This window comes from Solibacillus isronensis (assembly GCF_023715405.1).
Classification (GTDB): Bacteria; Bacillota; Bacilli; order Bacillales_A; family Planococcaceae; genus Solibacillus; species Solibacillus isronensis_B.
Genome location: NZ_JAMBOC010000001.1, coordinates 1,092,784 through 1,107,856, shown reverse-complemented (window position 1 = coordinate 1,107,856; position 15,073 = coordinate 1,092,784). Strand labels below are relative to the sequence as shown.

At 35.4% G+C, this 15,073-nt stretch carries 21 protein-coding genes and 1 pseudogene; 17 read left to right on the top strand and 5 right to left on the bottom strand.

The annotated features are described in order from the left end of the window. The first annotated feature begins 201 nt into the window (after nucleotides 1-201). From M3166_RS05655 to M3166_RS05600, 11 genes and pseudogenes are all read left to right on the top strand, one after another. On the top strand, nucleotides 202-1,011 hold the full coding sequence (locus tag M3166_RS05655) for an alpha/beta fold hydrolase (RefSeq protein WP_251690021.1): 810 nt from the start codon (nucleotides 202-204) through the stop codon (nucleotides 1,009-1,011). A 54-nt stretch (nucleotides 1,012-1,065) separates the two neighbouring features. Continuing rightward, nucleotides 1,066-1,509, top strand: a complete 444-nt coding sequence (locus M3166_RS05650; protein WP_251688148.1) for an NUDIX hydrolase — start codon at nucleotides 1,066-1,068, stop codon at nucleotides 1,507-1,509. Between the two features lie 245 nt (nucleotides 1,510-1,754). Continuing rightward, nucleotides 1,755-2,033 (top strand): hypothetical protein, encoded by a 279-nt coding sequence (locus M3166_RS05640; protein WP_251688146.1) that lies wholly within the window; start codon nucleotides 1,755-1,757, stop codon nucleotides 2,031-2,033. Between the two features lie 41 nt (nucleotides 2,034-2,074). Continuing rightward, nucleotides 2,075-2,548: a GNAT family N-acetyltransferase gene (locus M3166_RS05635; protein ID WP_435368054.1), complete on the top strand. Its 474-nt coding sequence runs from the start codon at nucleotides 2,075-2,077 to the stop codon at nucleotides 2,546-2,548. A gap of 44 nt (nucleotides 2,549-2,592) precedes the next feature. Continuing rightward, complete coding sequence (locus M3166_RS05630; RefSeq protein WP_251688142.1) at nucleotides 2,593-2,880, top strand: hypothetical protein; 288 nt, start codon at nucleotides 2,593-2,595, stop codon at nucleotides 2,878-2,880. Nucleotides 2,881-3,036: 156 nt separating this feature from the next. Then, the gene (locus tag M3166_RS05625; protein ID WP_251690020.1) at nucleotides 3,037-3,558 is read left to right on the top strand and encodes an AAA family ATPase; all 522 of its coding nucleotides are present in this window, start codon (nucleotides 3,037-3,039) and stop codon (nucleotides 3,556-3,558) included. 54 nt (nucleotides 3,559-3,612) lie between these two features. Then, nucleotides 3,613-4,125 carry a hypothetical protein gene (locus M3166_RS05620; protein ID WP_251688140.1) on the top strand — a complete coding sequence of 171 codons (513 nt, stop codon included), beginning with the start codon at nucleotides 3,613-3,615 and terminating at the stop codon, nucleotides 4,123-4,125. Nucleotides 4,126-4,428: 303 nt separating this feature from the next. After that, nucleotides 4,429-4,977, top strand: a pseudogene (locus tag M3166_RS05610) (GNAT family N-acetyltransferase); the annotation flags it as partial. Next, nucleotides 4,957-5,931: a tetratricopeptide repeat protein gene (locus M3166_RS19345; protein ID WP_353056569.1), complete on the top strand. Its 975-nt coding sequence runs from the start codon at nucleotides 4,957-4,959 to the stop codon at nucleotides 5,929-5,931. The pseudogene M3166_RS05610 and the gene M3166_RS19345, both read left to right, overlap by 21 nt. Nucleotides 5,932-6,064: 133 nt before the next feature. After that, the gene (locus tag M3166_RS05605; RefSeq protein WP_251688136.1) at nucleotides 6,065-6,259 is read left to right on the top strand and encodes a hypothetical protein; all 195 of its coding nucleotides are present in this window, start codon (nucleotides 6,065-6,067) and stop codon (nucleotides 6,257-6,259) included. A gap of 142 nt (nucleotides 6,260-6,401) precedes the next feature. Then, nucleotides 6,402-6,983 carry a hypothetical protein gene (locus tag M3166_RS05600; protein WP_251688134.1) on the top strand — a complete coding sequence of 194 codons (582 nt, stop codon included), beginning with the start codon at nucleotides 6,402-6,404 and terminating at the stop codon, nucleotides 6,981-6,983. A 427-nt stretch (nucleotides 6,984-7,410) separates the two neighbouring features. Here M3166_RS05600 and M3166_RS05595 read toward each other — a convergent pair whose 3' ends face one another. Further along, a complete protein-coding gene (locus M3166_RS05595; protein WP_251688132.1) occupies nucleotides 7,411-7,650 on the bottom strand; it encodes a hypothetical protein in 240 nt (79 codons plus the stop codon). 146 nt (nucleotides 7,651-7,796) lie between these two features. On the opposite strand from M3166_RS05595, the gene M3166_RS05590 reads away from it, so the two are divergent. Then, a complete protein-coding gene (locus tag M3166_RS05590; protein WP_251688130.1) occupies nucleotides 7,797-8,087 on the top strand; it encodes a hypothetical protein in 291 nt (96 codons plus the stop codon). Between the two features lie 77 nt (nucleotides 8,088-8,164). Here the strand turns inward: M3166_RS05590 and M3166_RS05585 are convergent, their stop codons facing one another. Continuing rightward, nucleotides 8,165-8,374 carry a hypothetical protein gene (locus M3166_RS05585; RefSeq protein ID WP_251688128.1) on the bottom strand — a complete coding sequence of 70 codons (210 nt, stop codon included), beginning with the start codon at nucleotides 8,372-8,374 and terminating at the stop codon, nucleotides 8,165-8,167. A 53-nt stretch (nucleotides 8,375-8,427) separates the two neighbouring features. Then, nucleotides 8,428-8,919: a GNAT family N-acetyltransferase gene (locus M3166_RS05580; protein WP_251688126.1), complete on the bottom strand. Its 492-nt coding sequence runs from the start codon at nucleotides 8,917-8,919 to the stop codon at nucleotides 8,428-8,430. A gap of 275 nt (nucleotides 8,920-9,194) precedes the next feature. Between M3166_RS05580 and M3166_RS05575 the strand changes: the two genes are divergently transcribed. Continuing rightward, nucleotides 9,195-9,620 carry a cytidine deaminase gene (locus M3166_RS05575; protein WP_251688124.1) on the top strand — a complete coding sequence of 142 codons (426 nt, stop codon included), beginning with the start codon at nucleotides 9,195-9,197 and terminating at the stop codon, nucleotides 9,618-9,620. Between the two features lie 637 nt (nucleotides 9,621-10,257). Here the strand turns inward: M3166_RS05575 and sspO are convergent. Continuing rightward, the gene (sspO, locus tag M3166_RS05570) at nucleotides 10,258-10,407 is read right to left on the bottom strand and encodes a small acid-soluble spore protein O (RefSeq protein ID WP_251688123.1); all 150 of its coding nucleotides are present in this window, start codon (nucleotides 10,405-10,407) and stop codon (nucleotides 10,258-10,260) included. Between the two features lie 168 nt (nucleotides 10,408-10,575). Between sspO and M3166_RS05565 the strand changes: the two genes are divergently transcribed. Continuing rightward, a complete protein-coding gene (locus M3166_RS05565; protein ID WP_251688120.1) occupies nucleotides 10,576-11,055 on the top strand; it encodes a sigma factor regulator N-terminal domain-containing protein in 480 nt (159 codons plus the stop codon). A gap of 214 nt (nucleotides 11,056-11,269) precedes the next feature. Here M3166_RS05565 and M3166_RS05560 read toward each other — a convergent pair whose 3' ends face one another. Then, nucleotides 11,270-12,070 carry a class I SAM-dependent methyltransferase gene (locus M3166_RS05560; RefSeq protein WP_251688118.1) on the bottom strand — a complete coding sequence of 267 codons (801 nt, stop codon included), beginning with the start codon at nucleotides 12,068-12,070 and terminating at the stop codon, nucleotides 11,270-11,272. A 420-nt stretch (nucleotides 12,071-12,490) separates the two neighbouring features. Here M3166_RS05560 and M3166_RS05555 point away from each other — a divergent pair, with 420 nt between their 5' ends. The 3 genes from M3166_RS05555 to M3166_RS05545 are packed head-to-tail and all read left to right on the top strand — an operon-like array spanning nucleotide 12,491 to nucleotide 15,060. Next, the gene (locus M3166_RS05555) at nucleotides 12,491-13,717 is read left to right on the top strand and encodes a threonine synthase (protein ID WP_251688116.1); all 1,227 of its coding nucleotides are present in this window, start codon (nucleotides 12,491-12,493) and stop codon (nucleotides 13,715-13,717) included. 25 nt (nucleotides 13,718-13,742) lie between these two features. Next, nucleotides 13,743-14,402 carry an amino acid ABC transporter permease gene (locus M3166_RS05550; RefSeq protein WP_251688114.1) on the top strand — a complete coding sequence of 220 codons (660 nt, stop codon included), beginning with the start codon at nucleotides 13,743-13,745 and terminating at the stop codon, nucleotides 14,400-14,402. Then, a complete protein-coding gene (locus M3166_RS05545) occupies nucleotides 14,383-15,060 on the top strand; it encodes an amino acid ABC transporter permease (protein ID WP_251688112.1) in 678 nt (225 codons plus the stop codon). Before M3166_RS05550 ends, M3166_RS05545 begins: the two co-directional genes overlap by 20 nt. The last annotated feature ends 13 nt before the right edge of the window (nucleotides 15,061-15,073 follow it).

Below are 15,073 nucleotides of genomic sequence, written 5' to 3'. Positions count from 1 at the left end.
CTATCTTCTTTAATCAGCATACATGCCCTGATGCTCAAACATATTTGTCTATTTATGTTAAAATATAACAGAATGAAATATATTTAAACTAACGAATCGTATAGTAAATCAAGAAAGATTGCTGAAATCTCGAGTTGTTTATGGAGATATTAAATGTCTATTTCAATACATCTGATTTATAAGAAAGGAAGAGAAAAAATCATGTCGATTTTTTATAAAGAGATTGGAGAAGGATTTCCAATCGTTATGTTGCATGGTTGGACACTTGACCATCAAGTGATGTTACATGCAATGGAACCTTTATTTGAGAATAGAAGCGGTTGGAAGAGAATATACATAGACCTGCCTGGTATGGGTCATTCCCAGTCACAACAATCTATTCAAAATTCTGATGATATTTTAGCATCAATATTGCTTCTTTTGGATGACATTATCCCTAATCAACCGTTTATAATTTGTGGTAATTCGTATGGTGGATATATTGCAAGGGGTATAGTCCATTCACGACAGGATACAGTTCGTGGATTATTGCTGATGGCACCATTAACTATACCTGAAATCGATAAAAGGGTAGTACCACAGCATACCGTCTTAAAAAGAGATTGCAACTTAATATCAGATTTGTCTCCGGAAGATGCTCACGAATTTTGCTCTATGGGTGTAGTGCAAGGTCAAACTGAGTGGGAGAGGTTTCAAAAGGAAATTTTAGTTCCTTCTCAAAAAACAAATTACGAATTTTTAAACCACATTCGTCAAAACGGGTATGGATTTACCTTCGATATTAAATGTAAACTTGAGTATCCCACGCTCATTATTACAGGGCGTCAGGATAATGTAGTCGGTTACCATGATGCATGGCGATTAATTGAAGATTATCCAAGGGCAACTTTTGCCGTACTTGATATGGCTGGTCATAATCTTCAAATCGAACAAACTGATGTCTTTAACGAATTAGTTCATAACTGGTTAAACAGGCTTGAGTTAGAAAATTTTAGACCGGTATCACCTTAATGATTAAGATTGCGAAGAAACTTAAAATAAGACTCTTTTCAAAAGGAGAATATCATGAGCTATATTGAATCACTTAGAAGTATTATTGGAACAGCACCAATTATTGCTCCCGGATCAGCGATAATTGTGATGAATAACGATAATGAGTTATTACTACAATTGCGTTCCGACACAGAAGATTGGGGAATTCCAGGAGGCGGTATGGAATTGGGCGATAGTTTTGAAGAGACAGCTAAAAAAGAGTTGTATGAAGAAACAGGACTTATTACAAATCACTTAGAAATTTTAGGAGTAGCTTCTGGTAAGGAGTTTTATTATAAATTTCCTCATGGGGATGAGATATACAATGCCACTGTTATCTTTAAAGCTATGGATATAAGTGGAAAGTTGAAAAAAGATGAAGAAAGTTTAGAGCTGGCATATTTTCCATTAGATTCTTTACCCGTTTTAAATTATACTACCCAAAAGATTTTAGAAAAGATTGAACTCATAAAGTAGTAGAGTAGGTTTGTATTCCTTTCCGCGGAATAATCCGTGTAAACCTAGATTTTTGCAGTATTTAAGACTCGTGAACAATCGTGCGCCATTCACATTATATACTTTTGAAGTAAATGAAAACGCACAACAATTTTTCGAAAAGAACGGCTTAAATCATATCTAGAGGGCACGAAAATGAAGGAAATTTACCTGATGTTCTTTATAAATGGATTTCCAATAAATAATGGAGAAAATGGAGTGATAGTTTGTTAAGAGTAATTTTTTCAGTTGTATCCGCATTTCTTTGTTTTTTAACAATTTCATTATTTGCTGAAATGCCTTTTCGTTTGGGGGAAAAGATTTTTAACTTAATAGTTGCTCCTAATTTATACTTACCATTTGGATTAGGTGTTTTAGGATTTTTATTTGCTATGTTCGGTATGAAAGGATATATAAGGCTTACATTACTAGGATTAAATATAGTTGGTTTGGTTGGCTATCTTGTGATATTTCTAATGGCAACAGTGGGTTTTCAAGAGCCATAATATTTTCTACTTATCTTCTAAACAGTATGTAATAGCTAACAATGGAAGGGGCAGCGCATTTGTATCAATATTTTAATAGTTTCGTCATTAGAGAAGGCACTGAAGGGATACCTGCGGAGTTTATTGAATCCTTGTTTAAAGACGCCGGATGGGCAAAAAATATTCCATCATGGCAAAAAGAAAAATACTCACTAATTTTCAAGAATTCAACTTGGGCATTTACTGTCTGGGATAATGAGAGAATGATTGCGATGGTGAGGGTGATATCTGATCAAATCATGGCAGCGAATATTATGGATTTAGTCGTTTTAACAGAATATAGAGGCAATGGGATAGGAAAAAAACTTGTTGAGTTATGTATTCAAAAGCTTCCGCATGGAGACTGGTTTGTGCACACTTCAGCAAATAATTTCAAATTTTATGAGAGCTGTGGAATGGAATTAAAAGATTTATCTACCCATGGGACGTGTGTCTATTATGGTTATATCCAAGCAAGGAAAGATGGACACCGTTAAACAATAGCCATATTTGTGAAAAATCTTGGGAAGAGGCGGTTTCAATGCGAAATGTTATATGGATTAATGGCAGCCATAAAGATGATACCCGTGTTTTTGATTCGGATTTTGAAGTGGAAGAATGGGCGAGAGCATTATATCCGGATTTCGTTGCGTATTTAAGTGAACAAACAAATGTAGGTTATGCAACACCTGACGAGAAAGTAATTAACTATTTAGCATCTCATTTTCCTCAATGGGCCGATTATATCAATTTAAAAGTCGGCGTTTGTACAGCGGAAATAGAAAGAAACGGTCAAATCATTTATAAAATTTGGACGGTGAAATTATAATATCGTGCGCAATTCTTGAAAAGGAATTGTGTTTTTTCTTAATATGGCGATAATTTAATTTCGGACAAGATACCATTTGAAACCAAAATACAAGAACCATAGGATAGTCTTGTAGAAGGATAATTGGACAACAAGGGAGTTGATGTGTTGATTATAATGGTAAATGGAGCATTTGGTGTAGGTAAAACTACAATTGCAAATAGGCTCTTAAACGAAATTGAAAATAGTATGATTTATGACCCTGAAGAAATAGGTTATATGTTAAGAAATGTTATTCCCATCGATATCAAAAGAACAGAATCCACTAGAGGCGATTTTCAAGATTTGGATTTATGGAGAGAGTTAACAGTTGATATGGCAAAGAAGTTAATTTCTAAATATGAAATCAATCTAATCGTACCAATGACAATCAGAAAAATTGAATACTTTCAATACATATACAACGGATTTAAAAGTATTGATGAACAAACCTATCATTTTTGTTTGAATGCAAGTAAAGAGACCATTTACGAAAGGTTAAGACTACGTGGGGAGGAAGAAGGTAACTGGTGTTTTCAACAAACCGATAAATGCTTAGAAGCCTACAATCGATACGATTTTGGAGAATATATAGATACTGAAAGAAATAGTATCGATGAAATTATTCAAGAAATAAAAGGAAAGTTAAAGCTTTCTTAAGTAATAAATTCAATTATATTAATCTGTAATTCTTTAAAAATAGAGGGGTGTTCAATGAAAAAATTCGCTGCTGCAATACTATCTTTAGTGTTATTAACAAGTTGTTCTCAAAAGGAGCTTGTTATAGAGGACAAAATACAATTTGAAATTCAAAATGTAAACGAGCAGGAACTTGAATTATTGATTAATCGTGCAAGTAACTTTACTAAACAAGAGATTGATCAGTATTATGCAGTGATTGTTGTAGACTATCAAATATTAAACGGGAATGAGTTTAACAAGTTAACCGTAAAACATGATTTTGATTGGGCTGCATTTATGGATGAAATTGAATTAGAATATGGACCTATGTACATGAATGGTGAAGGTAGATCAAGCAATTATAAAAATGGCAGCTTTAAGCAGGATTCTATGCGTTTTATTTATTATACGAAAGATTTTTCGAGAGAGCAGTTACAAAGTATTTTTGAAACATATAAGCTTAATTTATCATGGCAACAGAAAGATGATGGTGAAATTATGGAAAAGACGATTCAAATTGGGGATTACTTTCAGGATAAGCGCTGAGTTATTCTACCGTAAAGGATGATGTTAATATGGAAATTTTATATCCAGTAAGTGCTTTATTGTTCTCGATCCTATGGTTTCTAAATTTAACTCAGCTCTTAGAAAAGTTACATCAAGGGAAAAATATACATAATCAAAAGATATTAGGCTGTGTTTGGACTGCTTGTTTAATTTTATCAATCATCATTTCTACATCTATCGGTTTATAACATCTTAAACTGACAGATGACGAATTTACTTTACTTTAAAGTTTAATATTTTTACAATTGTGCAGATTTTTATAGGATAGAAAGGGAAGTTAAAATGACAACACAGATTACACTAGCGCCTGTACAACATGACGAGCTACAGCAATTGAAAGAAGAATTACAGGAAGCTTTTATGAAAGGTTTGCAGGATAGTTTTATAGATGTAGAGGACCCGACGGAAATGGGACCATTACCGTCTGATGAGGACTACGAGCATTCATTGCATGCAAAAGGCTCGGTTGTACGCCAACTGATGCAAAATGGTAAAAGAATCGGTGGCGTTGTCCTTCAAATAAATGAAGAAACAGGACGAAATGAAGTTGATTTCTTGTACACATTATCTTCAGCACACGGCAAAGGCATCGGTACGAAAGCATGGTTTGCAATTGAATCAGCATTCCCGGAGACGAAGGTATGGGAACTGCATACACCATATTTTGAAAAGCGTAACATACACTTTTACGTCAATAAGTGCGGCTTTAAAATAGTCGAATTTTATCATAAAGGAAATCCTGGTCCAAATGTGGAAGGCGAGGAACCAACATCAGATGAAGAGTATGAGTTTTTCCGCTTTGAAAAGGTCATGACAAAAGAAAATAGTGACTTAGAAAAGCTAGACCAATCTTTAACAGGTCTCATTTCGGAAAATACGAGAGCGATTATGCTGTTAGAGCAAAATGACTATGATGAATCCTATACGCTATTTAAAAAGCTGGCTAGAGAAACACCGTCTGTTCAAAGTCTTAATAATTTGGCATGGTTTATGCTGCGTGAGGAAGAGAACCGAGATGAAGCAAGGACATTATTAGAGCAAACGTTGGTCTTTAACCCGAAGTCTTCCTTTCCGTATATGCTGCTCGGTGAAATTGCATTACATAACAAAAAATATAATGAAGCAAAGCATTATTTATTGCAGGCACTCAGCTTCAGCGAGACGGAGGAAGTGACCTATAATTTAGCAATGGCGCATTTTCAGCTCGGTGAATATAAGCAAGCAGCGAAAGTCTTTTCTCGCTGTGATGGTGATTCAGGAATTACACAATTACACGAGGTCGTTTCTTGGCTGTATGCAGGTCATGTTGATAAGGCAAAGGCACTTTTAGCCAATTGGAATGATGAAGCGGATGATTACACAGGTGCTATGGAAATTGCAGATGTTTACGTAGAGCTTGGTTGTTACAATGAAGCACGAGTACAGTTTGAAAAAGAATGGAACAGCTATTACACTTCACCTTATTGCGTCAGTCGCTATGCGTATACCCTGTGGCAATTAGAGGACTACGATGCTTGTCGGGCAGTCGTTCAACAAGCTATTCAACAGAAAAAAGAAGAACGAATCGATGAACAACAAAGGGAGCTAGATGAGCATTGGACAGCGCAGGATCGTGACGAGTGTGTAATTGAATTAATCGAACAGCAACAAACCATCGAAACGCTATGGCATCGCTTAGAAAATGGTGTTGTACCACCCTTTGAATATGATATGTACCCTAATGGCGGCTGTCAGCTATTTGGCTGCATGCAGCATGGCCATCCTGAATATGAAGAGGTGACGTGATGGACGTCGAATTAATTAGGCACTGAATGAATCACATTAGCGCTTTCCAGAAGAAATACATCAGGCGGCAATAGAGTCCGAGATGCTTAAAATTTAAGCTATACGACTGGCTAGCAACCAGTAGTGATTAAATATGTTAGTTGAAGTGGATGGGTATGATCAGCAAGTGCTGTTATCTGGACCAAGCTATACATTAGAGCAGTTAAACAGATTTTATAGACAAGCAAAAAAGCAGGCAACCTCAAGCATAGAAATTACGCATTTTTGTGTTCATATTATCAATTTAGCCGAATTCCGTATGATGCAACGATTCAGGTGGGATTTGTGATTGATACCGATACAAGGAGGATTTATTCACCGACATATTAAATAATGAGGGATAAGGAGAGTTGAGTTGGTAAAAGGAAATACAGTACTGAAGCAATTCATCCGTGAAAATTGACTTACTTAATAAAAGAAGGTGTTTAAACGTGTTTACAAACGAACAGTTGAAAGCAATGATTCGTCAGGAAATCATTAGCGAGCAATATCCGTATTCGGAGCAAGATGACCAGGTACTCAAAAATTATTTGAAGGCGGTTCTTGCTGAGCTAGCACAAATGAACATTCGCTATAAAGTAGAGCCCGACCATTTCGGCAGCGGCTTTGCTTCGTACATACAGTGGTTTGTTTATGAGGATTCAGGAGTGCAAATAGAAGAAGACCGCTTTACACGTACGGAAAACATAACGGGGCTCCATGTACTCATTAGCCGATTGGCACCCGTCATTGGGATTGGTGATGCGGACCAAACAAGCTCGTATATCCTGAAAACAGGCGCGTATTCAAACGGAGGTCAGTCTGTTATTTGTGAACCAAAAGATCTTTCGGTTGATTCAACACGGCAACAGCTTGCCAATCAACTAGAGCGTCTATTTATGAAGTATCAATTTACGATTTTACGAAAAGAGGATTTGGAATCACCGTTACCGTTTAATGCCGACATCCCAACCATTTGGCGTAAAAAACGTGATTATTTAGTTTGGGATGCGGTGTTATATTGGGAGGATTAGATGAAAAATTAGCTATCTGTTTTGGTTAATGAGCCCATTTGTTCAGTAAAACAAAGAGAACTGTTAATATTGTAAATATATTGAAACTATTAAGTGATGTAATCGTATATTAGGTACAAGATGATTTTTTGGGGGTGAAAATGGTGGAGGTATTTTTATCGATCAATATTATATATGGAGTTTTAATATGGACCTATTTCAACCCAGAGGAAAGTTTGTTATGGGGAAAACGCGGGATGTTCAAAGAAGAACCTCAATTAACTGAGAGTGTAATTCGCAACACAAAATTTAAAGCCTTAATCAGTATTATTGTAATAACGCTAATCATTATTATTTTTATATTTACTCAATTTTAAATAAGTAAAAAACAGCAATCAGGAGTCATACTTGAAAAATTGATGCTCATTTATTCAATGATAATAACAACTTAAAGAATTATCTTTTCTCCAATATTTTTTAGATCCCTTTTTAAGTTAAAAATAATAAGTATTTTATGAGACCTTTCTGTGACTCGACCAAAATCCACCACTTGCTGGATTTCCACTATGTCATTTGTATAAACTTTTTGTGAATCTCTAACTTCAATAATTTTCTCGCCTATATTAGTAGTATCCCAATTCAAAATGTTTAGTTCTACTGCATCTTGATAAGAAGTTTTTTGACTCAAGTCTTCATCTCCTGTATTTTTTAATAATTATAACATCTCCCATCAATTAAATGGAATAAAAAGGATTTTATCTGGATTAGGGAACCAAATTATTACAATTCATGTCTATATTAGCAATGGAAGAAAAAAGGTCTGGAGGCAATATGATGTGGATATTAATAGGTGTTATTGCAATAGTGGCAACTTTTATAAACTTGTTTATGTACATAACCGGTAAAGATTACAAACTTGCGATGGCAATGGGGCTATCATTTACAGCATTAACACTTTGTGCCGAATACACTATAATAACGAATTGGGTAGAAGTAAAAGATTGGGCGGCAATTGAAGATGTAGTTCCAAGTATGGAAAAAGCATTATGGTTTTTATCTATTGTTTCTATCTTATTAAATATAACACCGATATTTCTAGAAAAAAAAAGAAATAGCAGCAATTAACGTATCGCAATTGGTACTTTAAAAAACCGTGGAACACTAAGTATTGGATAGCATAAAAAAGGCTTTAATTTTTTATGCTATTTTTTCTCACAAATCACCGGAGACCAAAACCCATCTTTCTTTACCACTACTTCTTCTGCTTGATCGAAGTTTTCAAAGCATTTCTCAATAATAAGTTCATTTGCTTGATGATTCTTATAAATTTGGTTAAATGCTATACCGCCAATAGTTAGAATAAAAATACTTCCAACTATGGCCATTAACATACTACGTTTATTATTATTCAATGGCAATATCTCCTTTCTTGTAAATCCATATATATTTTTTCTAACTCACTCATCTATTGAACGAAATACTGATAAAATAATTTATCCACTTGTAATACAGGGAAGCTTTCAGGTAATTCGTTAGGATTTATCCTTGTAAATCCATTCTTTTCGTAAAATCGGTGAGCGGCTAAAAATTGTGGTGTAGTTCCTAGATAGATAACCTCTACTAAATGTTCTTTTGCCCATTCGATTGCACTGTTTAATAAAAGACTTGCAGTTCTAAATTTGGCTCCGCGATAGTTTTTATCAACAAACATCTTCCTTAATGCAACTCGGTTATCACCTATATCCAAAAGACTTATTGTACCTACAACCTTTTCATTATAAATAGCTACCCAAAAGTTACCGTTTCCTGTCTGATAAAATTCTTCTATTTTAAACAAATCGGGTTGATCATTTTTAGTTATCGGAATGTTGTATTCCTGCTGCTGAATATGAAGAATTAAATCTACCACTTGAGCTTGATATTCATTACTATACTGTTTCACAATGGGGTAGTTCATTTTCTGTTTACACCGCCTATAAATATATGTATTTTCTAAATTTTACAATATAATTCAGTATTAGCAACTCTATATTTAGAAACTCTAAAGATATGAAAGTATATTTTGTCGAAATTATTATTTAATATAGACTAAAAGAATAACTTGGAGTTGACGAGAGGACCAAATATGGGGATTGATTTTCATAATGAAAATTCCCGCAATACTTATACAAATCGAAAAGCAGTTAAGTAATTTAGTCGGATGATTAAAAGAATAGAAGGAGCTAGGAATCAATGATAGATAAAGAACTTTATAATACAGTAAAAGAATTAGTGAATGTGAGATATCCGATTGGTTGGGGTGGTGCAGCAGCGGTTCGTGTTGAAGATGGGACGATTTATACAAGTGTGGCACCAGAAATTATCAATGATGCAACAGCTCTTTGTATGGAAACGGGTGCTATTTTAGAAGCGCACAAATTCAATAAAAAAGTTACACACAGCATTTGCTTAGCAAGGGAAGATGAACATTCACCATTAAAAGTACTTTCACCTTGTGGTATCTGCCAAGAACGCTTATTTTACTGGGGACCTCAAGTACAATGTGCGATTTCAAATGATACAGGAGCAATTATTTTTAAAACTTTAACAGAACTGCAGCCTTACCATTGGACAGATACATATTACGAAGAAATGGACGAACATTGGCAGAAATTATAGTCGCTTAGAATTAAATTTCTATACATAAAATCGAATTTGTTAGAGGTGAGTGGAGATGTTAATCAAACCTGAAAAATTACAGCCGGAAGACCGGATTGCTACAGTAAGTCCTTCTTGGGGTGGTGCGGGTGAACCAGGTGCGAATGTTGATTAAACAATATTCGTACCTTTTTGTTGTTTAAATCCGACATTTTGTGGAAGAGTTGATTTTATTTCGGTATATTAAATGCAAGGAAATAAAAAAGATTTTATTTTTGATCTTACCGATTGAATTAATAGAAATATCACATGTTATGGAAGGGAGAATCATATGGGGAGTTTTAATACTTTTAAAGACAAACGTTACTGGATTCTTTTAGTTCCATTCCTAATCATCTTAGTCCTGTACATTTATTTTACTCCTAGTTATATCCTTGAAAAGCCGTATGTTTCAGCACTTTCACTTTTTATTTTTCCGACATTATTTTGGGCTACATATCATCTTTGGAAATATTTTGGAGATAAAAAGAAAAGAAATGATATGGAAAGTGGTAGCGACTTGTAACTTGTATGAGATGACATCAGATAACCTTGTGCTGTTTTTTTATCATAGTACAAATCAAATAGCCCCCAACTTACAATAGATGGGGGTATGCTGTTATTGCCGCTTCTTCGTTTTCTTATTATTAAGTCTCTCGGCAGCTGTCAACGGTTCGTTTGCTAGTTCGTGATCAAGCTCCCTTGATAAATTTTTTCTTATTGCTTGCTCATCACTAGTGCTGCGATTGTTTTTATTGTTAGAACTCATTCTATACACCTCCATGATCGTAGTTTGCCACAGGGTGTCATGAGTATGCATTTTAGTTAAGACACGCTAAGGTCATTGGACTCATTAATACTACTCCGATTAACAAAGGCTATTCTTCAACAGAAGAGCAGCTTTTTTTTATAAAGGGTGTATGCTAGGGTTCAAGACATGAAAAGATACATGAATGATTTTCCGGATGATCTTTTTGATGAAAAGAAGATCAAGAAAGCAGTAAGAAGAGGGAAAATGAAAACAATCATTACGGTTATTATTATTTCTTTCTTGGTATTCGTCGTTTTAAACATAGCTAATTCTGCAATTTTGGCAAACTATAGTGAAAAGGCATTTAAGCAGTGGGATGCTTATGTCCGTCTCAGCACGCCAAACGGTTACATAAGTGAAACCGTAGAGTCCAGAGGTTTATTGGGCGGAGTAAGCAACTATGAAATTTCGAAAGACTTTAAAATCAAATCGGTTGTGATAGAACGAAAACAATATTCATTTGGTCTGTTGCCATCTGTTCTAACATCTAGATACTCAGGTGGAAAAATAGGGTTGAAAGATAGAGAGGCAAAAGAAAATGATGGGTCTTCAACATTTATTAGGGAATATGATACGCTGGGGTTGGAACAAAGAAAGAAATTGTAGAAATATTAAAAGAGCCGATGATAAAAGCTTCATCAATAGGAGGAGTCATTGAAAATTATTAGTTTATGTGAACCTGATATTCTAACGGAAAGGTAATAGAATCCTTACTAAAGAAGGGTTTAATCCGTAAAGGAAATTTTGCGGAAAGTAAAAAATCCAGTTTTCTTACAAAGGAAAACTGGATTTTTGTTTCGTTTCCAATGGGTACGGTATTTTACAAATCAGCGCACAGCACAAAACTATTTAACGATAAGGGAGGCTTTGCCTGCTCATTCATTAAATAGGCATAACTATGAATCAATGACTGGATTTTAGTCGGAACCTCCGGGAATTCATTTAGCAAGTAATTACTGTAGTCGACTTCCCAAGACCCGTCCTGCAAATAGCTGGCGTCGACGGTTTGTTCAACATTGATCGAAAAGCCTTCACTATGCATAAGTTCCTTTATTTGTGTTTTATGAAAGAGATTTTGGATATTCCCATCATTTTCTGTAAAAGCTGTATAAAGCAACGCAATATTGGCTGCGCAAAAATGGGCACGCTGGGCATCCAGCGTATAATCGATATCCCATTCAGCAAAACAGATTCGATCTGCTACTTGCTTGATTTTTTGCATGTAATTCTTTAAGAGCTCAATACTTTCGAAATACCATGAACAATGGGATAGTACTACGACATCAAATTTCTCGTCGAACTCCATTTGCAAAAAGTCCGTTTCAAAGTGGAAGTCGATTCGCTGTCCTAATGGGGATTTAGAAATCGTTTCTGCAGCTTCGCCTAATGTGATTGGTGCACCGTATTTAGGAGATGCGATATCGATTGCAACAATATGTCCTGTTTCTCCGACGGCATCTGCCAATACGACCGTTGTGTCACCTTGACCGCATCCGATTTCAAGTACTTTCATACCTTTCTTAACTTGAAAGGTTTTTACAAGCTCAATACGATGTGTTAATTGTGTGCGTTGGATTGTATCGTCCCCGATGATTTTCATACAGTTTAATAAATGTTCCAATGTTTTCAGCTCCAATAATGTTTGATTTTTAAGCCTATTTTTCAGCTCAATATTAGTTCTGAACGTTCCACCTGTTTTATAACATCAATTCATCGACTCCTTTTTATAAGTCTATTAATACATGGTGACGAGTAAGAGAGCAATGATTATTTGAAAGTAAAATTACAGAAATAAGAAAATAAGATGTTTTAATAAATAATTTGGTAATGGCTATTGTTGAAATAGGTAAATATTAGTATTTTGTAAATTCCAAGTTGACTAATAAGGAATGTTTGTAATAAGATGATTTTAATTCAATAATCAAGTTAGTTGATTGGAAAACCAAAGACTACAATTATCTCTTTTTCTATAAGGGGAAAATTGTGGTCTTTTTTCTTTTTTCTTATTTACATAACTTACTTACATTAGAGGGGGATTACCATGAGCAAATTTAGTTACGTATCACATTTAGAATGTCCGAAATGTGATGAAAAATATAGGGAAGATCAAATTCATCACTTATGTAATTGTGGATCACCATTATTAGTTCGTTATGACTTAGAAAAAGTTAAGAAAAATGTTTCACGGGATGATATTTCAAATCGTAAAAATAGCTTATGGCGCTATCATGAACTACTACCTGTACATAGTGAAGAAAATGTCATTTCCCTTGGTGAAGGTATTACACCATTTGAAAAACTCAATACTTTGGGCGCAGAGTACGGTTTAAACAATTTATATATTAAAGATGAAGGCATTATTCCAACCGGCTCTTTTAAAACGAGAGGAGCTAGTGTAGGGGTATCAAAAGCATCAGAGCTTGGCGTTAAACAATTAGCGATGCCGACGAATGGTAATGCAGGTGCAGCATGGGCACTTTATGCATCGAAAGCGAACATCAAAGCAACGATCGTTATGCCACTGGATGCGCCCGAAATTACACGAAAAGAAGTGTATATTGCAGGCGGTGATTTGCATTTAATTAACGGTTTAATCAGTGATGCAGGGAAGGTAGTTGGCCAATTAGTACAAAATGAAGGAGTTTACGATGCTTCAACACTAAAAGAGCCTTACCGTATCGAAGGTAAAAAAACGATGGGATATGAAATTATTGAGCAGTTTGGCTGGAATGTACCGGACGTCATTTTATATCCGACAGGCGGCGGTGTAGGGATTATTGGGATTTACAAAGCAATTGTTGAGTTACAGGAATTAGGTTGGATCGAAAAAGGGAAATTCCCTCGATTAGTGGCTGTCCAAGCTGAGGGTTGTGCACCGATTGTAGAAGCGTGGAAGAAAGGCCAAAAAGAATCGGTTTTCTTTGAAAATTCTAAGACGTGTGCGTTCGGTATTAATGTCCCGAAAGCATTAGGAGATTTCTTGGTACTAGAAAGCATTTATACGACGAAAGGCTGTGCGATTGCAGTTTCAGAGAAAGAATTATTAGAAGCACAGAAGCAGGTAGCTTCTTTAGAGGGAAATTTTATTTGTCCGGAGGGTGCGGCTACATTTGCGGCTGCGAGAAAATTGCGTGAGCAAGGATGGATTCAAGCCGATGAACACGTAGTTTGTCTTAATACGGGATTAGGGGTTAAATATCCTGAAACGGTTGAAATTGAAGGTGTGCAAACACTACAGCCAGGAGACAAGATTTATGTAAATAATTAATCGTTAGCTAGCGGGGAGATAAATTATGGATTGGCAATATTTCAGTGAAGTATTACCACATTACAAAATGGCACTTTGGCTAACGGTAAAGCTTGCTACAATCGGGATTTTCTTTGCGGTAATTGTAGGTGTTATTTGCAGTGTCATTCAATACTTCAAAATTAAAGGGTTACATCAAATAGTTCAAGTATATTTGGAAATTGCTCGTAATACACCGCTGTTAATCCAGTTATTTTTCCTGTATTTTGGCTTGCCGAAAATAGGCATCACGCTCAGTGGCGAAATGTGCGGAATTATCGGATTAACTTTTTTAGGTGGTAGCTATATGGCAGAAGTTATCCGATCTGGAATGGAGGCAGTTTCGAAAACTCAATTAGAAAGTGCAAAGGCATTAGGGCTGAGTAATATACAGTTAATGCGTTATGTCATTATTCCACAGGCAATTTCATATAGCGTGCCAGGTTTGGGTGCCAATTGTATTTTCTTAATTAAAGAAACATCTGTATTTAGTGGAATTGCAATTTTAGAGCTGACTAATACGACAAAAAATTTAATGGGAATCTACTACAAAACGAATGAAGCTCTTTTCATGCTCGTCATTGGTTATTTAATCATTTTACTTCCTCTTACATTCTTCTTGATGTGGTTGGAAAGGAGAGTGCGAAATGCTGAATTCGGGGCTTAATGTCCTTTTTGAAGGAATAAATTTTCTTCGCTTATTAGAGGGGCTTGTTCATACGTTACGTATTGCTTTTATAGCAGTTATTATTTCGCTAGTGATGGGGACGATTATTGGGGTTATCCGAACATCCAATAATAAGTTTGTTCAGTTTCCATTTAAAATTTATTTAGAGTTATTTCGTATCATTCCAATTCTAGTCTGGCTTTTTGTCATTTATTATATTGTACCGGTAAACTTCGATGTGGAATTAAGTGCAGAAACAGTTGCACTCATCGTTTTTAGTTTATGGGGGGCAGCAGAAATGAGTGATATTGTGCGCGGTGCAATTATTTCATTGCCTAAACACCAGGTGGAGTCAAGTAGAGCATTGGGTCTTGGGAAAATTCAAATGTACCGTTATGTACTGGTGCCTCAAGCTGCAAAACGTTCGATTCCGCAGATAATCAACCTTATTACACGTATGATTAAAACTACAGCATTGCTAACGATGATCGGTGTAGTCGAGGTGATTAAAGTAGGGCAACAAATTATTCAAGTGAATAACACTGAATATCCGACAATTTCGTTTTGGATATACGGAGTGATATTTTTGTTATATTTTTGCATCTGTTTTCCATTATCACGTATTTCACGAAAACTGGAACAGAAATGGGCGATGTAAGGAGTTGGACATA